The sequence below is a fragment of the Nocardioides daedukensis genome (genome assembly GCF_013408415.1).
In the GTDB taxonomy this organism is placed as follows: domain Bacteria; phylum Actinomycetota; class Actinomycetes; order Propionibacteriales; family Nocardioidaceae; genus Nocardioides; species Nocardioides daedukensis.
Genome location: NZ_JACCAA010000001.1, coordinates 2,959,884 through 2,980,756 on the forward strand (window position 1 = coordinate 2,959,884; position 20,873 = coordinate 2,980,756).

The 20,873-nt window shown below is 69.4% G+C and carries 16 protein-coding genes and 1 tRNA gene; 14 read left to right on the top strand and 3 right to left on the bottom strand.

Annotated features, from left to right (window positions below):
- Nucleotides 1-6 precede the first annotated feature (6 nt).
- Nucleotides 7-792, bottom strand: coding sequence for a UbiA family prenyltransferase (locus BJ980_RS14545; RefSeq protein ID WP_179502957.1), 786 nt, complete (start codon nt 790-792; stop codon nt 7-9).
- Nucleotides 793-1,016: 224 nt separating this feature from the next.
- Here BJ980_RS14545 and BJ980_RS14550 point away from each other — a divergent pair, with 224 nt between their 5' ends.
- From BJ980_RS14550 to BJ980_RS14585, 8 genes are all read left to right on the top strand, one after another.
- Nucleotides 1,017-1,502, top strand: coding sequence for a CarD family transcriptional regulator (locus BJ980_RS14550; RefSeq protein ID WP_179502958.1), 486 nt, complete (start codon nt 1,017-1,019; stop codon nt 1,500-1,502).
- Nucleotides 1,503-1,690: 188 nt separating this feature from the next.
- The gene (locus BJ980_RS14555; protein WP_343047817.1) at nt 1,691-3,220 is read left to right on the top strand and encodes an MFS transporter; all 1,530 of its coding nucleotides are present in this window, start codon (nt 1,691-1,693) and stop codon (nt 3,218-3,220) included.
- 4 nt (nt 3,221-3,224) lie between these two features.
- Nucleotides 3,225-5,420, top strand: coding sequence for a molybdopterin oxidoreductase family protein (locus BJ980_RS14560; protein WP_343047818.1), 2,196 nt, complete (start codon nt 3,225-3,227; stop codon nt 5,418-5,420).
- Complete coding sequence (locus tag BJ980_RS14565; RefSeq protein WP_179502959.1) at nt 5,417-6,817, top strand: FAD-dependent oxidoreductase; 1,401 nt, start codon at nt 5,417-5,419, stop codon at nt 6,815-6,817. The genes BJ980_RS14560 and BJ980_RS14565 overlap by 4 nt, the downstream gene beginning before the upstream one ends.
- A gap of 146 nt (nt 6,818-6,963) precedes the next feature.
- On the top strand, nt 6,964-9,570 hold the full coding sequence (gene nirB / locus BJ980_RS14570; RefSeq protein ID WP_179502960.1) for a nitrite reductase large subunit NirB: 2,607 nt from the start codon (nt 6,964-6,966) through the stop codon (nt 9,568-9,570).
- Complete coding sequence (gene nirD, locus BJ980_RS14575) at nt 9,570-9,917, top strand: nitrite reductase small subunit NirD (RefSeq protein WP_179502961.1); 348 nt, start codon at nt 9,570-9,572, stop codon at nt 9,915-9,917. Before nirB ends, nirD begins: the two co-directional genes overlap by 1 nt.
- On the top strand, nt 9,914-11,023 hold the full coding sequence (locus BJ980_RS14580) for a uroporphyrinogen-III synthase (RefSeq protein ID WP_179502962.1): 1,110 nt from the start codon (nt 9,914-9,916) through the stop codon (nt 11,021-11,023). The genes nirD and BJ980_RS14580 overlap by 4 nt, the downstream gene beginning before the upstream one ends.
- Nucleotides 11,020-11,754, top strand: coding sequence for a sirohydrochlorin chelatase (locus BJ980_RS14585; RefSeq protein ID WP_179502963.1), 735 nt, complete (start codon nt 11,020-11,022; stop codon nt 11,752-11,754). The genes BJ980_RS14580 and BJ980_RS14585 overlap by 4 nt, the downstream gene beginning before the upstream one ends.
- A 217-nt stretch (nt 11,755-11,971) precedes the next feature.
- On the opposite strand, the gene ispF is transcribed toward BJ980_RS14585, so the two are convergent.
- On the bottom strand, nt 11,972-12,472 hold the full coding sequence (gene ispF, locus BJ980_RS14590) for a 2-C-methyl-D-erythritol 2,4-cyclodiphosphate synthase (protein ID WP_425490329.1): 501 nt from the start codon (nt 12,470-12,472) through the stop codon (nt 11,972-11,974).
- 29 nt (nt 12,473-12,501) lie between these two features.
- Between ispF and BJ980_RS14595 the strand changes: the two genes are divergently transcribed.
- The 5 genes from BJ980_RS14595 to BJ980_RS14615 are packed head-to-tail and all read left to right on the top strand — an operon-like array spanning nt 12,502 to nt 18,855.
- The gene (locus BJ980_RS14595) at nt 12,502-14,034 is read left to right on the top strand and encodes a molybdopterin-dependent oxidoreductase (RefSeq protein ID WP_179502964.1); all 1,533 of its coding nucleotides are present in this window, start codon (nt 12,502-12,504) and stop codon (nt 14,032-14,034) included.
- Entirely contained in the window at nt 14,031-14,795 is a 765-nt protein-coding gene (locus tag BJ980_RS14600; protein WP_179502965.1) for an SDR family NAD(P)-dependent oxidoreductase, read from the top strand. Before BJ980_RS14595 ends, BJ980_RS14600 begins: the two co-directional genes overlap by 4 nt.
- A 48-nt stretch (nt 14,796-14,843) precedes the next feature.
- On the top strand, nt 14,844-16,277 hold the full coding sequence (gene cysS, locus BJ980_RS14605; protein WP_179502966.1) for a cysteine--tRNA ligase: 1,434 nt from the start codon (nt 14,844-14,846) through the stop codon (nt 16,275-16,277).
- A complete protein-coding gene (rlmB, locus tag BJ980_RS14610) occupies nt 16,277-17,233 on the top strand; it encodes a 23S rRNA (guanosine(2251)-2'-O)-methyltransferase RlmB (RefSeq protein ID WP_179502967.1) in 957 nt (318 codons plus the stop codon). Before cysS ends, rlmB begins: the two co-directional genes overlap by 1 nt.
- 35 nt (nt 17,234-17,268) lie before the next feature.
- Complete coding sequence (locus tag BJ980_RS14615; RefSeq protein ID WP_179502968.1) at nt 17,269-18,855, top strand: metallophosphoesterase; 1,587 nt, start codon at nt 17,269-17,271, stop codon at nt 18,853-18,855.
- A gap of 39 nt (nt 18,856-18,894) precedes the next feature.
- Here the strand turns inward: BJ980_RS14615 and BJ980_RS14620 are convergent, their stop codons facing one another.
- Nucleotides 18,895-20,718 (bottom strand): alpha-amylase family glycosyl hydrolase, encoded by a 1,824-nt coding sequence (locus tag BJ980_RS14620; protein ID WP_179502969.1) that lies wholly within the window; start codon nt 20,716-20,718, stop codon nt 18,895-18,897.
- A 77-nt stretch (nt 20,719-20,795) separates the two neighbouring features.
- On the opposite strand from BJ980_RS14620, the gene BJ980_RS14625 reads away from it, so the two are divergent.
- Nucleotides 20,796-20,871: transfer RNA gene (locus BJ980_RS14625), tRNA-Thr, on the top strand.
- Nucleotides 20,872-20,873: the final 2 nt, after the last annotated feature.

A 20,873-nucleotide genomic window follows, 5' to 3' on the forward strand; every position in this document is an offset into this window, starting at 1 on the left:
TATCGTTCAACGGGCGAGCCCGGAGGTGAGGGCTGCCACGATGAGCAGAGCCCCACTCACGACCAACCAGACGATCGAGATCAGCATCAGCTTGGGCGCTCCGGTCTTGAGCGCGATCTTGAGCGGGAGGCTGGAGCTGCCGTCCTTGTTGTCGTCGACCAGGCCCGGCAGGGAACGGATCAGGTGCACGCCGATGCCGATCAGGGCGGCGGTGATGGTGATCGCCACCGTGGGCGGGTCGCCGGCGTCGTCGCGGCCCCAGCCGCCCCACGACAGGAAGGTGGGGAAGGCGCCGAAGGTCAGGGCCCAGGGCACGAACGAGAAGCGGGTACGTCGCAGCAAGCCCGCGTTGGTGATCATCGCGACCGCGAGGATGGCGAGATGGGCGATGCCGGCGGCGAGACCGTTGGCGATGGACAGCGGGATCACCAGTAGGACGCCGCAGGCGATGGCAAAGGTGAGGGTGCTCCTGTCCAGATAACCCTCGGCCACGGGCTTGTTCGTGCGTCCGTGCAGCCGGTCGCGCTTGGCGTCGACCAGGTCGTTGTGCCACCCGAGCAGGACCTGTCCGACCAGCACTGTGACCGCGACGAGTGCGATCTCGCGTCCGCTGCGACCTGCCAGCGCAGCGCCCACGGCCAGGGCCAGCGTGACCAGGACGCCGTGGCGCAGGTGAGCCGCGCGCCACAATGCGATGGGCAGGGATCGACCGATGTCGAACGGGGCGTCGTCGAGCAGGCGCGGGTTGTCACCGCGCACCTGACGAACGGGCTTGTACTTCTTCGCAGGCATAGGCGGAAGTATTGACCAGACAGGGCACCGATGTGGTCATTCCATGCCGACTTCTCCGAGTCCGGACGAACGCGCACCGGGCCCCACGGAGCGCTGAGAACCGTTGCCCACCACAAGCGTCAAGGTTCTGTCAAGCCTGCATTTGCCACCTGACCTGCGCAAACGTGGAAAGAGCACTCCGCTGGCCGTGTTAGACTGGTCACCTAGGAAGGGGTACTTGGCACATGACATTTACCGTCGGCGAAACGGTTGTTTACCCAAATCACGGAGCAGCGGTCATCGAGGACATCGAGACGCGCACCATCAAGGGAGAAGACAGGGAATACCTGGTTCTCCGCATCGTCGCACAGCAGGACCTCGTTGTTCGAGTCCCTGCCTGCAACCTCGACCTGGTCGGGGTTCGCGACGTCGTGGACAAGGAGGGACTCGACCGCGTGTTCGACGTCCTCCGTGCCGCGCACGTCGAGGAGCCGACGAACTGGTCGCGTCGCTACAAGGCGAACCTTGAGAAGCTGCACTCGGGTGATGTGATGAAGGTGGCCGAGGTCGTCCGCGACCTGTGGCGCCGTGAGCGTGACCGTGGCCTCTCTGCCGGTGAGAAGCGGATGCTGGCGAAGGCTCGCCAGATCCTCGTCTCCGAGCTGGCACTGGCCGAGAAGACCAACGAGGACAAGGCGGAAGCCATCCTCGATGAGGTCCTCGCCAGCTGAGGTCGCACTCGACGCAACGATCAGGAAGCCCCCGCCGGTACGCCCGGCGGGGGCTCCTGCATTTCGCGGTGCGAGCGCGCCGTGAGGCGGTGAGGACATGTTGACATCTGCGTGTAACAAACCAGGCGATTCATGAAATCTGCGCTACCTACGGTCTGAGGTGTTCCCACAGATCGAGGAGTCCACCCGTGAGCACCGAGACGACGTACGACGCATCCGCGGCCACCCCGGGCGGCGAGCTGCCGGGCCGAGGGGGATTCACTCCCGGCGGAGTCACCATCGACGACTGGCGCCCGGAGGACGAGTCGTTCTGGGAGAGCGGCGGCAACCGGGTTGCCAGGCGCAACCTGGTCTGGTCGATCTTCTCCGAGCACCTCGGCTTCTCCGTCTGGCTGCTCTGGAGCGTGAGCGCCGCCCTCCTGGTCAAGGTGGGCTTCGACTTCAGCACCTCCCAGCTGTTCATCCTGATCGCGGTGCCCAACCTGGTCGGCTCGCTGATCCGGTTGCCCTACACCTTCGCGGTGCCGAAGTTCGGTGGCCGCAACTGGACCGTGGTGAGTGCCTCGATGCTGCTGGTCCCGACACTGCTCTTCGCGGTCTTCGTGCAGCGACCCGGGACGCCCTACTGGGTCTTCCTCCTGATCGCGGCCACCGCAGGCCTCGGCGGCGGCAACTTCGCCTCGTCGATGGCCAACATCAACTTCTTCTATCCCGCACGGAAGAAGGGCACGGCGCTCGGGCTCAACGCGGCCGGCGGCAACCTCGGCGTCGCGATCATCCAGTTCTTCCTGCCGATCATCGTCGGCGGCGCGGGCGCGTTCGGCCTGATCAAGGCCTCCGGGAGCGGCATCGCGCTGGAGCGGGTGGGCTATCTCTATGCGGCCCTCGCCCTGCTCGGCGCGGTCTGTGCCTGGAAGTTCATGAACAACCTGTCGATGGCCCGGTCGCGTCCCCGCGAGCAGCTCGCCGTGCTCAGGCACAAGCACACGTGGGTGATGTCGTTCCTCTACATCGGCACCTTCGGCTCGTTCATCGGCTACTCCGCGGCGATGCCGCTGCTGATCAAGCTCAACTTCTGGGTGCCCACCGCTGACGGCGCCGGCGCCGGGATCAACTTCGCCCACTACGCATTCCTCGGTGCCCTGGTCGGCTCCGTGGCCCGGCCGTTCGGTGGCTGGCTGGCCGACAAGTACGGCGGCGCGCGGGTCACCTTCTGGACGTTCGTCGCGATGATCGTCGGCACCCTGGCCGTCCTGTGGACGCTCTCCCAGCTGACCCCGAACCCGACCGCATCGGCGGCGATCGCGCAGCAGAACCAGTCCTGGTTCCCGTGGTTCCTCGGCTTCTTCCTCTTCGTCTTCGCTGCCACCGGCATCGGGAACGGGTCGACGTACCGAATGATCCCGCTGATCTGGAGCAAGCGGGCGGTGGACTCGACGGCCGCGGGCAGCCCGGAGCGCCTCGCCGCGGTCTCGGGTGCGACCAAGCAGTCCTCGGCGGTGATCGGCATCGCCGGATCGATCGGCGCGATCGGCGGCTTCCTGATCCCGATGACCTTCGGTGCCCCCTGGGTCGAGGACCCGGTGGCCGCGGTCAAGGGCGCGTTCCTCGTGTTCACCTGCTTCTACGGTGTCTGCCTGACCGTGACCTGGTTCTTCTACACCCGGCGTTCGTTCCTGGCCGGTCGGGTGCCGAGCCTTGCCGGTGCGGGGATCTGAGCCCGTGACCCAACCAGCGACCCGACCAGTGAACCAGACCCACTGCCCCTACTGCTCGCTGCAGTGCGGCATGCAGCTGAGCGGAACCGGCCCCCGCGGGCGTGGCCCCCTCGAGGTGAGCGAGTGGGCGGAGTTCCCGGTCAACGCCGGAGCCATGTGCCGCAAGGGCTGGACCTCGACCGGACTGCGTGGACACCGCGAACGACTGACCTCACCGCTGCTGCGCTCGAGCGTCTCCGGCGAGCTCGAGCCGGTGTCGTGGGAGCAGGCGCTGGACTTCATCGGCTCCCGCCTGGTCGCCCTGCGCGCCGCAGAGGGCGCGGACTCGATCGGCGTCTTCGGTGGCGGGGGACTGACCAACGAGAAGGCCTACCAGCTCGGGAAGTTCGCCCGGGTGGCGTTGGGCACCAGCCAGATCGACTACAACGGCCGCTGGTGCATGTCGTCCGCCGCGTCCGCCGGGACCAGGGCGTTCGGCGTCGACCGCGGCCTGCCGTTCCCGCTGGCCGACATCGAGCAGACCGACGTACTGGTCCTGGTCGGCTCCAACCTGGCCGAGACGATGCCGCCGGCCGCACGGCACCTGGCCGCGTTGCGCGAGCGCGGTGGGAAGGTCGTCGTGGTCGACCCACGGCGTACCCCCACTGCCGAGCTCGCCGACGTCCACATCCAGCCGGTCCCCGGCACCGACCTGGCCGTCGCGCAGTCGGTGCTGCACCAAGTGATCGCCAACGGGGACGTGGATTCGGACTACGTCCGCGACCGTACGACGGGGTTCGAGGTGGTCCGCGAGTCCGTGGCGACCTGGTGGCCCGAGCGCGGCGAACGGGTCAGCGGTGTGGCCGCCTCGGAGCTCCGCGACCTGGCCGCCCTGGTCGGCGGCGCCGAGCGAGTGATCATCCTGACCGCGCGCGGCGCCGAGCAGCACGCGTCGGGATCCGACACCGTCCTGGGCTGGATCAACCTCGCCCTGGCGCTCGGCCAGTGCGGCAAGGCGTACGGCGGCTACGGCTGCCTGACCGGACAGGGCAACGGACAGGGCGGACGCGAGCACGGGCAGAAGGCCGACCAGCTGCCCGGCTATCGGATGATCGACGACCCTGCGGCGCGCGCCCACGTCGCCGCGGTGTGGGGCGTCGAGCCGGATGCCCTTCCTGGCAAGGGGAAATCGGCCTATGAGCTGCTGGCGTCACTCGGTGAACCCGACGGCATCAAGGCGCTGCTGGTCTTCGCCTCCAACATCATCGTCTCCGCGCCCAATGCGCGGTTCGTCTCCGAGCGGATCGATTCCCTCGACCTGCTGGTCGTCGCCGACATCGTGCTGTCCGAGACCGCCGCACGCGCGGACGTCGTACTGCCGATCACCCAGTGGTCCGAGGAGACCGGGACGATGACCAACCTGGAGGGGCGAGTGATCCTGCGGCAACGCGCGATCAGCCCGCCCGAGGGCGTGCGCAGCGACCTGGACATCCTGGGCGAGCTGGCGACCCGGCTCGCGGCGCCGGTGGACTTCTCCACCGACCCCGAGGAGATCTTCGCCGAGCTGGGGCGCGCCTCGTCCGGTGGCAAGGCCGACTATGCCGGGATCACCTACGACCGGATCCGTGCGGAGAACGGTGTGTTCTGGCCGTGCCCGACACTCGATCACCCCGGCACCGAGCGGATGTTCGCCGACTCCTTCTTCCACGACGACGGTCGGGCCAGGTTCCATGTGGTCGAGCACCGTGGGGCCGTCGAGCAACCGGACGAGCAGTTCCCGGTGGTGCTGACCACCGGGCGGGTGCTCGCGCACTACCAGTCCGGCGCGCAGACCCGACGGATCCGCGACCTGCCCGACGACGGGCCGTTCGTGGAGCTGCACCCGATGCTGGCCGGGCGGTGTGGCGTGATCGACGGGGAGCCGCTGCGGCTGACCACCCGGCGCGGCTCGATGGTGGCTCCCGCGCGGGTGGTGAGCACGATCCGCCCGGACACCGTCTTCGTACCGTTCCACTGGGTCGGCGCCAACCTGCTCACCAACGACGCGCTCGACCCGGCGTCGCGGATGCCCGAGTTCAAGGCGTGCGCCGTGCAGGTCCAACCCGCGTCCACCCGTCGCGAATTCACCTCCCAACCCCCGCCGACCCGTCGTGAGTTCACGCCCCAACCCCCGCCGACCCGTCGCGAATTCACATCCCAAGCACCCGGGGGGCTCGTATGACGACCTCCGAACGGTTGGTGATCATCGGGAACGGGATGGCGGCGACCAGGCTTGTCGAAAGGCTCATCGCTCGCCGCTACCAAGGCCAGATCACCGTTCTCGGTGACGAGGAGGTGCCGGCGTACAACCGGATCCTGCTCTCCGCGGTCCTGGAGGGGACGCACACGCGTGAGGCGCTGACGATGCGTTCGGCCGGGTGGCATGCCTCGGTGGGCGTGGACCTGCGCCTGGGCAGTCGCGTGCTGGGCATCGACCGTGAGCGCTCGGACGTGATGCTGGTGGACGGGACGGTGATCTGCTTCGACAAGCTGGTGCTGGCGACCGGCGCGATCCCGACGCTGCCGCCGATCCGTGGCCTGGTGCAGATGGACGGACAGCTGCACCCCAAGGTGCACGCGTTCCGAAGCCTGGCCGACTGCGATCGGCTCCTCGAGACACTGCCCAGCGCGCGCCGGGCGGTCGTGGTCGGGGGAGGACTGCTCGGCATCCAGGTTGCCCGGGCGCTGAGCGTGCGCGGCGTGGACACCGAGATCGTCGAGGGAACCGACCACCTGCTCTCGACCCAGCTCGACGAACGCGGAGGCTCGATCCTCAAGCGGGGCTTGAAGAAGCTCGGCACCGCCGTCTACACCGGCGCCCGAGCCGTGCGGCTGACCGACGACGGGCTGCGACTCGACAACGGCTACACCCTGGACGCCGACCTGATCGTGCTGACCGCGGGCGGGCGGCCGTCGACGGCGTTGGCCCGCGGTGCGGGTCTCTACTGCCGGCGTGGTGTCGTCGTGGACTCGACGCTCGCCTCGATCACCGATCCGCGGATCCATGCCATCGGCGACTGTGCGGAGTTCGGTGGCAGGACCACCGGGTTCGTCCCGCCCGCATGGGAGCAGGCCGCCGTGCTCGCCGAGCTGTTGACCGGCTCGGAGGAGACCTATGACGGGTCACGCTCCGTGGCTCGCCTGCGTGCCTCCGACCTCGAGGTTGCCGTCCTCGGGGAGCCGGAGCGCACCGATGGGGAGGTGGTCGAGGTGACGAACCCGATCGCCGGCACCCACCGCAAGCTCGTCGTCCAGGGCGGCGTCATTGTCGCCGCCGCCCTGGTCGGCGACCTGTCCCGGGTCGGCCTGATCACCCAGCTGCACGATCGGCGCACGATCCTCGGCGCGAACGAGCCGGGTGAGCTGCTGATGGCCGAACGGGCCAGCGACGAGCAGGCCGCCGAGCTGCCGGACGAGGCCGAGGTCTGTGCCTGTGCGGGCGTCAGTGCCGGCCGGATCCGAGCGTGCGCGTCGCTCGACGAGGTGCGTGGCGCCACCCGCGCCACCACCGGTTGTGGTGGTTGCCGCTCGGTGGTCGAGCAGCTGCTCGGTGCGCCGAGGGCCCAACCCGTCTCCTGAGCCGGGCGAGGCCAAGCGACGACAGGGGCGACCCCGCGCGTTGGTGAGCAAGGGTTTTCCTCCCCGAAACAAACAGAAACGGGGAGACAACACGGGGCTCATAGGTTTCTTTCCACAGCGCAAGGCTGAATGGGAAGGACCTCGCAATGAGCACACGCAAGACCCTCGTCGTGATCGGGAACGGCATGGTCGGTCACCGCTTCGTCCAGGCCTCCGTCGAGCGTGGCGTCACCGAACGCTTCGACATCGTGGTGGTCGGCGAGGAGCCGCGGGCGGCGTACGACCGGGTCGCGCTGACCAGCTTCTTCGAGGTCGGCGCCGAGCAGCTCTCCTTCCTCCCCGAGGGCGAGTACGACGACCCGCGGGTGCGGCTGGTCCTCGACACCGCGGTCACCGCGATCGATCGTGACGCCCGCACCGTCAGCCTCGGCACCGGCGAGGTGATCGGCTTCGACGTCGCCGTGATGGCCACCGGGGCGGCGCCCTTCGTGCCGCCGGTGCCCGGCAAGGACCTCGACAACGTCTTCGTCTATCGCACGATCGAGGACCTCGAGGCGATCCGCGAGGCAGCGAAGAGCGCCAAGGCGGGTGTCGTCATCGGTGGTGGCCTGCTCGGCCTGGAAGCCGCCAATGCCCTGCACCAGCTGGGGATCGAGGCCCACGTCGTCGAGATGGCACCTCGCCTGATGGCGGTGCAGGTCGACGATGCCGGTGGCGCCACGCTCAAGCGGCACATCGAGAACCTCGGGCTCGGCGTACACACCTCGGTGCTGACCGAGCGGATCGTCGGCGACGACTCCGACGGGACCGGCGGCAAGGTCAGCGGCCTCAAGTTCAAGGACAACGACACCCCGCTCGACGTCGACCTGGTGATCTTCTCCGCCGGCATTCGGCCCCGCGACCAGCTCGCCCGCGACTGCGGCATCGAGGTCGCCGAGCGCGGCGGCGTCCTGGTCAACGAGCGACTCCAGACCAGCGATCCGGCGATCTACGCGATCGGCGAGTGCGCGGCGCCGGCCGGGAAGATGTACGGCCTGGTGGCCCCCGGCTACCAGATGGCCGAGATCGTGGCCGACCACCTGGTCAGCGCCGGGAGTGCGGCGGCCTTCGAGGGTGCGGACATGTCCACCAAGCTGAAGCTGCTCGGCGTCGACGTGGCCTCGTTCGGGGACGCGTTCGCGACCACCCCGGGTGCCCTCGAGCTGGTCTTCGCCGACGCAGTGGGCGGCGTCTACAAGAAGCTCGTCGTCCTCGAGCGGGACGAGCCCGAGGGTGGTTTCGTGCTCCTCGGCGGCGTCCTGGTCGGGGACGCATCGGCATACGGGATCCTGCGCCCGATGGTCTCCTCGGGGATGACGCTCCCGGAGAACCCGGAGGAGCTGATCCTGCCCGCAGCCCGCGCCGGTGGCGGTGCCGCCAAGATCGGCATGCCCGACGAGGCCGTCGTCTGCTCGTGCAACAACATCACCAAGGGCTCGATCTGCGCGACCATCGACGACAAGGGCTGCGCCGACCTGCCCTGCGTGAAGTCCTGCACCAAGGCCGGCACCGTGTGCGGCTCGTGCGTGCCGATCGTGAAGAACCTGCTCGCCGAACGCCTCGAGGCCTCCGGCGCCGTGGTGAACAAGGGCATCTGCGAGCACTTCGACCTGACCCGCCAGGAGCTCTTCGACGTCATCGCGATCCACGGCTTCCAGCGCTTCGACGATATCGTCACCGCTCACGGACGTGGCCGCGGATGCGACATCTGCAAGCCCGCGGTCGCCAGCATCCTGGCCAGCCAGTTCAACGGGCACGTGCTCGACCCGACGACTGCGAACCTGCAGGACACCAACGACGCCTACCTGGCCAACATCCAGCGCAACGGCACCTATTCGGTGGTGCCGCGCATCCCCGGCGGCGAGATCACCCCGGACAAGCTGATCGTGATCGGTGAGGTGGCCCGCGACTTCAACCTCTACACCAAGATCACCGGCGGTCAGCGGATCGACCTCTTCGGTGCCCGGATGGAGGAGCTGCCGAAGATCTGGAAGCGCCTGGTCGACGCCGGCTTCGAGTCCGGCCACGCCTATGGCAAGTCGCTGCGGACGGTGAAGTCCTGCGTGGGATCGACCTGGTGCCGCTACGGCGTACAGGACTCGGTCCAGATGGCGATCGACCTGGAGCTGCGCTATCGCGGCCTGCGCAGCCCGCACAAGCTCAAGGGCGGCGTCTCCGGGTGTGCCCGCGAGTGTGCGGAGGCACGGGGCAAGGACTTCGGGGTGATCGCCACCGAGAAGGGCTGGAACCTCTATGTCTGCGGCAACGGCGGTGCCATCCCGGCGCACGCGCAACTGCTCGTCTCCGACGTCTCCGGCGAGGATCTGGTCCGCTATCTCGACCGGTTCCTGATGTACTACATCCGCACCGCCGACCGGCTCCAGCGCACCTCCACCTGGCTGGGCACCATCGACGGTGGCCTGGACCGGGTCCGCGAGATCGTCGTCGACGACGCCCTGGGCCTGGGGGCCGAGCTCGAGGCGGAGATGGCCCGCCACGTCGAGACCTACTTCGACGAGTGGAAGGCGACCATCGAGGACGAGGAGAAGCTGTCCCGCTTCGTCTCGTTCGTCAATGCCCCCGGCGTCCCGGACCCCAACATCAGCTTCGCCGACACCGAGCGCGGTCCGATGGTTCCGGCGATGGCAGGTGGACCGGTCAGCCTGGGTACGACGATCCCGGTCGGCGCGCCTTCGACGGCAGGAGTGAAGTGATGGAGGATTGGGAGAAGATCTGTCCATTCACCGCACTCGAGGTGGAGAGGGGAGTGACGGCGTTGGTGCACGGCCAGGCGGTCGCGATCTTCCGGACCCACGACGACGAGGTGTTCGCACTGGGAAACTACGACCCGTTCGCCAAGGCGAGCGTCCTCTCGCGTGGGATCGTCGGGACCCGGGGCGACGTGCCGTTCGTGGCCTCGCCCATGCACAAGCACGCCTTCGACCTGCGCACCGGCCAGTGCCTCGACGACGAGCAGGTTTCGGTGCCGTCCTACGAGGTGCGGATCGTGGACGGTGTGGTCCAGGTCGGACCGAGGCTTTCGCTGGAGGACTCGGCATGACCCCGCTGCCACTCGACGGGTTCCGGATCGGAGTCACCGCGGCGCGGAAGGCTGCCGAGCAGTGTGCGCTCATCGAGCGGCGCGGGGGACAGGTCGAGTGGGCGCCCGCGCTGTCGGGCGACATCGGGACGATCGACGCCGATCAGCTGCGCAGCGCCACCCTCGACGTGCTGGCCCGCCCGGTCGACATGTTCATCGCGACCACCGGGGTGGGCATCAAGGCCTGGTTCGGGGCTGCGGAGGAGTGGGACCTGGGTGTCGAGCTGCTCGAGCACCTTGCCGGCGCCGAGATCCTGGCCCGTGGCCCCAAGTCGGTCGGCGCCCTGCGTCGCGCCGGGCTGCGCGAGCTGTGGGCGCCGGAGTCGGAGTGCTTCGAGGACGTGCTCGCCCACCTGCGTGGCAGGGACCTGGCCGGCTTGCGGATCGTGGTCCAGGAGCACGGCCAGTCGCTCTCCAACGTCGCGCACGCGCTGCGTCGGCAAGGGGCCGAGGTGGACGTGGTGACGGTCTATCGGATCGAGGGCGCAGCCGACCCCGCGCCGCTGTTCCGGATGGTCGAGCTGATCGCGGACCACAAGCTCGACGCGGTCACCTTCACCTCCGCGCCCGCCGTGGCCGCGCTGATGGACATCGCCGCGGTCGTGGGTCGGCGCGACGACGTCGTGGCCGCCTTCCAGGCCGATGTGGTTGCCTCCTGCGTCGGCCCGGTCACCGCAGCAGCCTTTGAGATGTGGGGCGTGCCGACCATCTCGCCCGAGCGCTCACGCACGGCGGCGATGATCAAGCAGCTCGAGTCCGAGCTCCCGTTGCGCCGGGACGGCCTGGCGATCGAGGTCGCCGGACATGCGCTGCTTCTGCACGGGGACGTGGTGCTGCTCGACGGTGTCGCGGTGCATCTCTCGCCGGCACCGCTGGCCGTCCTCAGCGCCCTGGTGGTCAACCCGGGCCACGTGGTCCCGCGTCGCGAGCTGCTCGCCGCGCTTCCCACCGGTCAGGCCTCCTCCGAACATGCCGTCGAGATGGCCGTCGCCCGACTGCGTGCGGCGCTGGGCACGACGGTGGTGCAGACCGTGGTCAAGCGCGGCTATCGATTGGCCGTGGGATGAACCGTCCGCGGCTGGTGACGGTCGCCCACGGCACGCGGGTCGCGGTGGGCAACCGGGTTGCTCGTGCCGTCACCGGTCTGGCCGGTCGGCGGCTCGGGGTGCCCGCCCACACGTCGTACGTCGAGCTCTGCCGGCCGCTGCTCGCCGACGTACTGGCCGAGGAACCGGGCCCGGCGATCGTCGTACCGCTGCTGCTCTCCACCGGCCACCATGCCCGCCACGACCTGCCGGCCTCGTTGGCGCGCGCACCGCATCCGGTGGTGCTGGCGGGTCCGCTCGGGCCGCACCCGCTGCTCGCGGAGGTGCTGGTACGTCGTCTGCTCGGCGCCGGTGCTCGACCTGGTGAGCCGGTGGTGCTCAGTGCCGCTGGGTCCAACGACCCGGCCGCGATGGCGGACCTGACTGAGGCTGCCCACCTGCTCGACCGGCGCTGGGACGCCCCGGTACGGCTGGCGACGCTGACCGGCCCCGGGTCGGGGTTGGAGGAGGTGATCGCCGAGGCGAGGCAGGATGGCCCAGTGGCGGTGGCGCCATACCTCCTGGCCACAGGTCACTTCCACAAGCAGACCCTGATCCGCGCGGGTGAGGCCGGCGCACGCCTGGTCTCCGGTGTGATCGGCCCGGACCCGCTGGTCGCGGAACTGGTCGCCCGCCGCTATCTGGCCGCCGCGAACCTGCATGTCTTGTGTCGCGAACCGGCAGTTGTTGCGCGTCGAACCGTCAGTTGTTGATGTCCGAACCTGCAGTTGTTGTTCGCCGAGCAGGCAGTTGTTGACGACCGAGCGGTCAGTTATCAACGTCGAGCCGTCAGTTGTTGACACCCGAGAAGTCAGCCCTTGAGTCTGGGACGCCCGCAACAACTGCAGGCTCAAGCCGCAAGAACTGCAGGTTCGCGCCACAACAAGTGCAGGTTCGACGCGCAACAACTGCAGGTTCGGCGGAAAAGAGTCAGGCCTCGCGGGCCCAGACGATCGCTGTCGCGATCGCAGCCACGCCCTCGCTGCGTCCGGTCAGCCCCAGTCCGTCGGTGGTGGTGGCGGACAGGGACACCGGCGCCCCTACGACCCCGGCCAGCACGGCCTCGGCCTCGCCACGGCGTGAGCCGAGCCGCGGTCGATTGCCGATCACCTGGATCGCGACGTTGCCGATGACGAACCCCGCGGCCAGCACCCTGTGGCAGGTCTCGCCGAGCAGGGCGGTGCCCGAGGCGCCGGACCACTGCGGCTCGGCGGTGCCGAAGTTGGTGCCGAGGTCACCGAGCCCGGCCGCGGACAGCAGGGCATCACAGGCGGCGTGCGCGGCTACGTCCGCGTCCGAGTGCCCCTCGAGACCGGCGGGCTCGTCCGGCCAGGCCAGCCCGGCAAGCATCATCGGACGCCCGACCGCGAAGCGGTGCACGTCGGTGCCGATGCCGATTCGGGGGATGCCTGCGAGGGGAGAAGAAGTCACCACGTGATCATGCCTGACACGATGGAGCAATGAGCACACCTCGCGCAGCGTGGGCCGGAGCCGGGATCATCGCCGGGCTCGCCGGCCTGGCGGTCAGCCATGCCGCAGCCATGGTCCTGACCTTGAGGTCCTCGCCGATCGTGTCGGTCGCCGAGACGATCATCGAGGTCGTCCCCGGCACGCTGATCGCGGGCGCGATCGACAATCTCGGCACCAACGACAAGCCGATCCTGGTGATCGGCATCTTCACGGTGATGATGATCCTGTCCGTCACCGCCGGCCAGCTGGCACGCCGCAACTGGTGGGCGCCGGTCCTGGTCTTCGCGGCGATGGGTCTGATGGCCCTCGGCGCGGTGCTGACCCGTCACGACGCGACAGCGCGCGACGTGGTGCCCGTGGCCGCCGGGGTGGTGACCTGGGTGGTGGTGCTCTCGTTCCTCACCGACGCCCTGCTCCTCGAGGACCGCAGCCAGCAGTCATCCGAGACCCCCTCCGACTGGCACACCCGCCGCGGCTTCGTGCACAAGTCGGTGATCATCGGCGTGCTCACCGTGGGGATCGGCTACCTCGGCTCGTTCGTCGGCGGCAAGCGCCGCGAGGTCGAGAAGGCCCGCCAGCTGCTGCGCCTGCCGGTCACCCTGCCGAGCCGGCCCGACAACGTGTCGGTGCAGGTTCCGGGCATGCCCACGTGGCAGACACCGAACGACGAGTTCTACCAGATCCACACCGCCGTGATCGTGCCCGCGATCCAGCCCGACTCCTGGTCGATACGCATCCACGGGATGGTCGAGCGCGAGATGGTGCTGAGCTATCAGGACCTGATCGAGGCCCAGCTCACCGAGCGCTGGATCACGCTGAACTGCGTCTCGAACCAGGTCGGCGGCAACCTGATCGGCAACGCCTGGTGGAGCGGCGTGCTGCTGGCCGACCTGCTCGAGCGCGCCGGCTGCCACCCGGACGCCGACGCGGTCCTGCAGACATCGCACGACGGCTGGACCTGCGGCACCCCGTTGGACGCGCTCACCGACCCTGCACGCCACGCGATGTTGGCGGTCGCGATGAACGGCGACCCGCTGCCGATCGATCACGGCTTCCCGGTACGCACGATCGTGCCGGGCCTCTACGGCTATGTCTCGGCCTGCAAGTGGGTGATCGATCTCGAGGTCACCCGGTTCGACGAGATTGAGGCCTACTGGACCGGCAAGGGCTGGTCGGAGCGCGGGCCGGTCAAGATCGCCTCCCGGATCGACGTGCCCCACAACGGCAAGGACGTCGAGGCGGGGTCGGTGGTCATCGGCGGCCATGCCTGGTCGCAGCACACCGGCATCGACGGCGTACAGATCTCCCTCGACGGCGGCGACTGGCAGGACGTCCGCCTCGGTGGCGTGCCGAACAAGGACACCTGGGTGCAGTGGCGCGCCGAGGTCGACGTCGCCGAGGGCGACCACGATGTGCGGGTCCGGGCGATCGGCGCCGACGGCACGGTGCAGACTGGGGCCCGCGCCGACGTCGTACCCGATGGCGCGACCGGCTGGCACGAGATCGGATTCAACGCGAAATGACCTTTCCCACACAGGGCGTCGCCCTCGTCGTCGGCGGTAGCGGCGGCATCGGCGCGGCCATCGCCACGCTCCTCGCCGAACGTGGCAGCAACGTCGCAGTCACCTATCGCGGCAATGCCGACGGCGGTATGGCGACCGCGGCGGCCGTCGAAGCCCTCGGTGCGCGCTCCGCGGCCCACCGCCTCGACGTCTCCGACCCCGAGGCCTGCTCGCGGGTGCTGGACGAGGTGGCCGCCCAGTTCGACGGGGTGCACACCCTGGTCCACGCCGCCGGACCGCACGTGCCGATGGTGCACCTGTCCCGGGTGACGCCGACGCAGATGGCCGAGCAGCTGCAGGCCGACGCCTCCGGCTTCTTCAACGTCGTCCACCCCGCGCTGGCCCACCTGCGCGCCAGCCGTGGCTCGATCGTCGCGGTCACCACCGCGGCCACGACCCGCTACCCGGTCCGCGACGGGCTCTCCGCCGGACCCAAGGGCGCGGTCGAGGCTCTGGTCCGCGGGCTCGCTGCCGAGGAGGGCCGATTCGGGGTGCGGGTCAACGCAGTCGGCCCCGGCATGCTCAGTGAGGGGATGGCCGAGCGGCTGATCGACTCCGGCGACCTGAGTCCCGAAGCCCTGGAGATCACCCGCGGCAACATCCCGCTGCGGACGTTCGGCACCGCTCGAGACATCGCCGAGGCGGTCTGCTTCCTGGCCTCGGGGGCTGCCGGGTTCATCTCGGGGCAGAAGCTGGACGTCGACGGGGGCTACGGCGCCTGACCCCGCGCGAAATCGGTCCAGCGCTCGCCCGCCACTAGGATTGCGGGCGTGACCTTGAGGATCTATGACACCGCGACCCGTGAAGTGCGCGACTTCACGCCCCTTGAGGAGGGGAAGGCCAGCCTCTATGTCTGTGGCCTCACGGTGCAGTCGGAGCCGCACGTCGGTCACATCCGGTCCGGGGTGAACTTCGACGTCCTCCAGCGCTGGCTGCGGGCGACCGGTTTCGAGGTGACGTTCATCCGCAACATCACCGACATCGACGACAAGATCCTGATCAAGTCCGCCGAGCAGGACCGGCCCTGGTACAACCTCGCCTACGACATGTCCCGCGAGCTCACGGCCGCCTACGACGCGCTCAACGTCGCCGCGCCGACCTATGAGCCGGCCGCGACCGGTCACATCCCCGAGATGGTCGAGCTGATCACCGAGCTGATCGAGCGGGGCCACGCCTATCCGGCCGGCGACGGATCGGGCGACGTCTATTTCGACGTCCGTTCCTGGGCCGCCTACGGCGAGCTCTCCGGCCAGAAGCTGGACGACATGGAGGCCGCTGCGGACGCCGATCCGCGCGGCAAGCGCGACCCGCGCGACTTCGCCCTCTGGAAGGGCCAGAAGGCCGGCGAGCCCGACACCGCCGCCTGGCCCTCGCCGTGGGGACGCGGACGCCCGGGCTGGCACATCGAGTGCTCGGCCATGGCCGGCAAATATCTCGGTCCCGCCTTCGACATCCATGGCGGCGGGCTCGACCTCCGCTTCCCGCACCACGAGAACGAGCAGGCCCAGGCGCGTGCCGCCGGCCGCGACTTCGCGGCGTACTGGATGCACAACGCCTGGATCACCACCGCAGGCGAGAAGATGAGCAAGTCGCTGGGCAACTCGCTGCTGGTGCCCAACGTGCTCGAGCGGGTGTCCGCGGCCGAGCTGCGCTTCTACATGGTCGCAGCGCACTACCGCTCCAACGTCGAGTTCAGCTTCGCGGCGCTGGAGGAGGCAGCGGTCGGCTTCCGCCGGATCATGGCGTACGTCGAGCGCGCGAGGAAGGCGCTCGGCGAGATGCCGGAGCGGGTCGCCGCCAGCGGCCTCGCCGCCACGGTGCCGCCCGACTTCGCCGCGGCGATGGACGAGGACCTGGGCACGCCGGCAGCGGTCGCCGTGCTGCACAACACCGTGCGCGAGGGCAACAAGGTGCTCGATGACACCGCACGACTCGGCGCCAACCTGGCGCAGGTGCTGGCCATGCTCGACGTGCTCGGCCTGCACCCCGACGACTTCAGCAGCACCGGCGGGAGCGACGCCTCCCGCCACGAACAGGCGATCGACGTACTGGTGACCGGGCTGCTCGAGCAGCGCAACCAGGCACGCGCCGACAAGGACTATGCAGCAGCCGACGCGATCCGGGATCGGATCAAGGCGGCTGGAATCGAGATCGAGGACACCCCGAGTGGTCCGAAGTGGTCTCTGGGAGAGGGAAACAACTGATGGCCGGCAACTCACAGCGCAAGGGCGCGATCAAGAAGACCGGGAAGGGCAACCCGACAGCCGGCTCCGGCGGTCGCGTCAAGCGCGGGCTCGAGGGCAAGGGCCCGACCCCGAAGGCGACCGAACGGCCCAACCACAAGGTCTACAAGCAGCGCAACAAGGTCGACAAGTCCGCCGCGGCCCGCCCCAAGCGTCGGGTGAACAAGGGCAGCGAGGCCGAGTGGATCGCCGGGCGCAACTCCGTCGTGGAGGCACTGCGCGGCGAGATGCCCGCGACCGCGATCTATGTCGTCGAGGGCACCGAGCGCGACGGTCGGCTCCGCGAGGCGTTCGCGCTCGCTGCCGACGCCAGCATTCCGCTGATGGAGGTCTCCCGGGTCGAGCTCGACCGGCTCACCGGCGGCGCCGTCCACCAGGGCCTGGCCGCCCGGATCCCGGCCTACGAATATGCCCACCCCGATGACTTCATGGACGCCGCGGCCGCGAACTCCGAGCCGGTGCTGATCGTCGCGCTCGACTCGATCACCGACCCGCGCAACCTCGGTGCCGTGGTCCGCTCCGCCTCGGGCTTCGGCGCGCACGGCGTGCTGATCCCCGAGCGTCGCGCCGCAGGGATGACCGCATCCGCGTGGAAGACCTCGGCAGGCGCTGCCGTGCGCCTCCCCGTCGCGCAGACCGTCAACCTGGTCCGCCAGCTCAAGGCCTACCAGGCCGCGGGCTGCATGGTCGTCGGCCTCGCGGCCGAGGGCGAGGTGGGCCTGCCCGACCTCGACCTGGCCACCGGTCCGCTCGTGGTCGTGGTCGGATCCGAGGGCAAGGGCCTGGGCCGACTCGTCGCCGAGACCTGCGACCAGCTGGTTTCGATCCCGATGGCCAACAACCTCGAGTCCCTCAACGCCGGAGTGGCAGCCTCGGTTGCGCTCTATGCGATCGCGCAGGCCCGCGCGGGCGCCTGAGTCGCCCATGCACCCAGCATGACAAGGTTGGCGCGATGACGGAGAAGAAGAAGACCGCACTCCGCGTCGGTGTCTATTTCCTTGCCTGGCTGGCGATGGCGGTTCCGGTCTCCTTCGGGCTCTTCCTCAACGCGGAGAAGTCGGTCACCGTGGCCAGCCACGACGCGATGGTCAGTCCCGCGCTCGGCAACCACGTCACGATCCGCACCGGCCCCTTCCTCCCGAACGTACGACGTGAGGCGCGGGCTCCGCTCGGCGTCGACATCGTCCTGGGCAAGACCGAGGCCGGGACCATCGAGGAGGCGGTCGAGCGTTATGCGTTCATCGCCAGCCAGCCGGACGCCCAGATCAAGATCGTCACCGATGCCCTGGTCGCGATGGCCCTCGAGTCCGCGCTGCGCGGGGGCGTGGTCGCGATCGTGCCGATCGGCGTGTGGCTGCTGATCGGCAAGACCCGCAGGCGCCAGCTCTTCGGGACCACGCGGTTGACGCGGGTGGGCCGAGCCGGAGTCGCAGTGGTCGTGGCGAGCGGACTGGTCGTCGTACTCACCCAGAAGTCGTGGCTCGGCGACGACGCCGTCGTGGTCGACCGGTCCGAGTGGATGAGCCTGCCGGACTACCTGCCGGGCGTGGTGATCCCGTCCGAGGCCCGCGACATCGAGATCCAGGGAACGCTCGCTGCCTCCGGCACCCGACGCCTGGTGCTCAGCGCGATCGACACCTATGACAAGAGCAGCACCTTCTATGCCGAGGCGAAGGACAACGTCGACGAGCTCGAGCTGCGTGAGCCCGCCGAGGACGAGACCGTCGCGGTGCTGGTCTCGGACCGGCACGACAACATCGGGATGGATCCGGTCGCCCGCGCGATCGGCGACAGGGCCGGTGCCTCGGTGATCCTGGACGCCGGTGACGACACCTCGACCGGTTCCAGCTGGGAGGCCTTCTCCCTCGACTCCCTCAACGAGGCCTTCGACGAGGACGACTATGCGCGCTATTCGGTGCAGGGCAACCACGACCACGGTGGCTTCGTCGGCCAATACCTGGCCGACCGGGGTTGGACCACGGCCACCAACGGGGTGATCGACGCGGGCCCGATCGGCAACCTGGCCTCGTGGGACGACCCCCGCTCGAGCGGGTTGGGCAACTGGCGCGACCAGAAGGGACTCTCTGTCGAGGAGCTCTCCACCATCATCGCCGATGAGATCTGCGACGGCGACGAGCGGGTCAACACCCTGCTGGTCCACGACATGAACATGGCCGACCAGGCGCTGGCGCGGGGCTGCACCGACCTGGTGGTCGCCGGGCACGTGCACGTGGTGTCGGGACCGACGCCGTTCGAGGGCAGCAACGGCGAGGTTGGCTACCGGTTCCGCAACGGCACGAGTGGTGGCGCGGCGTACGCCGTGGCGGTGGGCAGCAAGCTGCGCCGTGCTGCCGACATCAGCCTGATCACCTATCGCGACGAGCGTCCGGTGGGGATCCAGGTGGTCACGTTGCAGACCAACGGTGGCTTCGAGGTGGGGGAGTGGACCGAGCTCGACTACCAGGCGCCGCCCGAGGAACCCGAGGACGAGGGCGCCGACGAGGAGTCCCCGGCCCCGTCGCCGACCATCACGCCCTGAGTCGATCGTCGCTCTCGCTCACGCTGTGGGCCGCACGACTCAGGCCAGGCTGAGCACCAGCACACCCGGCCCGTCGCCGGCCGGGACCTGCAACGGCCCCGGTGATGGGGTCGGGTGTCCGTCGGCGAGCAGCACCTCACGCACATCGACGCCGAGCCGGTACGCCGGCCCCGCGCCCCGGCGTACGGCCACCAGGACGTCACCCGAGGGGTGCTCGCGGACGAAGGCCAACGCGTCGTCCGACACGTGCGCCCAGCGCAGACTGCCGTCGCGCAGTGCCGGGTGCTCGCGGCGCAGCGCGGCCAGGGCGCCATAGAAGTCGAGGGTCACGGTGTCCCAGTCGGCCGCCTCGGACCACGGCATCGGCCGGCGGGAGTCCTCACCGAGCACGCCCTCCAGGCCGATCTCGTCCCCGGCGAAGATCATCGGCACGCCGGGCAGGGTGAACTGCAACGCCGCAGCGACCCGATGCCGCTCGGCGGATCCGGCGATGGTGCGGATCCGGGCGCTGTCGTGGGAGCCGAGGATGTTCCACGACGAGCAGAACGTGCGCCAGCCATAACTGCCGAGCCACTGACGCATGCTGGCCACCACCTGCGGGCCGGTGCGCTGCGCGATCGGGACCGGCGTGCCGAAGCTGCGGGCGGCCGAGTCGTCGGCGCGCAGCCACTCCCAGACCGGCCACGAGAAGCCGGAGTAGTTCATGATCCCGTGCCAGCCGTCGCCCGGCACGTCACCGGTGGCGTCGTGGTTGTGCTCGCCGAGGACCAGGCCCTCGGGGTTGAGGTCGGCCACCGTACGCCGCACCCGACGGGCGACCTCGTGGTTGATGTCCTGGGCGCCGAGGCGTCCGGTCATGTTGGCGACGTCGATCCGCCAACCGTCCAGGGAGAACGGCTGTTGCAGCCACCGGCCCACCACCGAGTCCGGGCCGTCGGTGAAGGCGGCGCGCAACCCCTCGTTGGCGTGGTTGAGCTTGGGCAGGGTGTGGTGGCCCATCCAGGTGGCATAGCTGCCGTCCGGATTGAAGAAGTACCAGTCCCGGTGCGGGTCATCGGGGTCGGCGGCCGATCGCTGGAACCACTCGTGGGTGTCGCCGGTGTGGTTGGTGGTCAGGTCGCCGAGGATGTGCCAGCCGCGTTCGTGGACCGCGTGCGCGAGCCGCGCGTAGGCCTCGTCGCCGCCCAGCAGCGGGTCGACACCCTCGAAGGTGGAGGCGTTGTAGCGGTGGTTGGACTCACCCGGGAAGACCGGTGTCGTGTAGACGATGTCCGCGCCGACTCGCTCGATGTGGTCGAGGTGCTCGGTGATGCCGTCGAGGTCACCGCCGAAGAACTGCAGGGGCGTGCGTGGGTCGGAGCCCTCGAAGACGACCTCGTCGTCCCACGCCGCCGGCGTCGCCCAGCCCGGGGTCTCGCGCTCCTCGGTCTGGGTCGACCTGGCGAAGCGGTCGGGGAAGATCTGGTAGACGACCCCGGCGCGGGACCACTCGGGTGCTGGTTCGTGCCAGGTGAGGGTGAAGTCGAACGCGTCCGGTACGTCGTGCTCGAACGTGCCCGCGCCGGTCAGCCAGCGCTGCGAGCCGTCCTCGCCGAGCAGCAGGAAGCGATAGTTCATCGTCGGGTTGTGCATCGGGACCTGGGTCTGCCACCAGGTCGCACCATCACCGGTATCGCTGCCTTCGGTGCGCGTGCACTCCAGGAAGATCGGCTCGGCGTCCGTGGTCGTGCGCACCCATGCCTTCACGACCGGGTCGTGCGCGCCGGTGCGGGCGCGCACGGTGACCAGGTCGCCGGGCGCAGGCGTCGGGTTGCCGACGTACGTCGTCGATCCGTCGTGGTGGGGCTGGTCCAGGAGGTCCATGGCACCAGTGTGGCGCGAGGGTGTTTCGGCTGTGAAGCGCCCGACCACTAACATGAGTCCGCCGTCCTTGATGGCGCGCCGGTGTAGCTCAGTTGGTAGAGCGCCTCACTTGTAATGAGGATGTCGCGGGTTCGACTCCTGTCACCGGCTCCACG

What these genes read in the sequence shown, in the direction of transcription:
- BJ980_RS14585 (WP_179502963.1), top strand. Translation starts at nt 11,020, where the DNA reads ATGAACCGTCCGCGGCTGGTGACGGTCGCCCACGGCACGCGGGTCGCG.
- BJ980_RS14580 (WP_179502962.1), top strand. Translation starts at nt 9,914, where the DNA reads ATGACCCCGCTGCCACTCGACGGGTTCCGGATCGGAGTCACCGCGGCG.
- rlmB (WP_179502967.1), top strand. Translation starts at nt 16,277, where the DNA reads ATGGCCGGCAACTCACAGCGCAAGGGCGCGATCAAGAAGACCGGGAAG.
- BJ980_RS14550 (WP_179502958.1), top strand. Translation starts at nt 1,017, where the DNA reads ATGACATTTACCGTCGGCGAAACGGTTGTTTACCCAAATCACGGAGCA.
- BJ980_RS14620 (WP_179502969.1), bottom strand. Translation starts at nt 20,718, where the DNA reads ATGGACCTCCTGGACCAGCCCCACCACGACGGATCGACGACGTACGTC.
- nirD (WP_179502961.1), top strand. Translation starts at nt 9,570, where the DNA reads ATGGAGGATTGGGAGAAGATCTGTCCATTCACCGCACTCGAGGTGGAG.
- BJ980_RS14545 (WP_179502957.1), bottom strand. Translation starts at nt 792, where the DNA reads ATGCCTGCGAAGAAGTACAAGCCCGTTCGTCAGGTGCGCGGTGACAAC.
- BJ980_RS14565 (WP_179502959.1), top strand. Translation starts at nt 5,417, where the DNA reads ATGACGACCTCCGAACGGTTGGTGATCATCGGGAACGGGATGGCGGCG.
- BJ980_RS14595 (WP_179502964.1), top strand. Translation starts at nt 12,502, where the DNA reads ATGAGCACACCTCGCGCAGCGTGGGCCGGAGCCGGGATCATCGCCGGG.
- nirB (WP_179502960.1), top strand. Translation starts at nt 6,964, where the DNA reads ATGAGCACACGCAAGACCCTCGTCGTGATCGGGAACGGCATGGTCGGT.
- BJ980_RS14615 (WP_179502968.1), top strand. Translation starts at nt 17,269, where the DNA reads ATGACGGAGAAGAAGAAGACCGCACTCCGCGTCGGTGTCTATTTCCTT.
- BJ980_RS14600 (WP_179502965.1), top strand. Translation starts at nt 14,031, where the DNA reads ATGACCTTTCCCACACAGGGCGTCGCCCTCGTCGTCGGCGGTAGCGGC.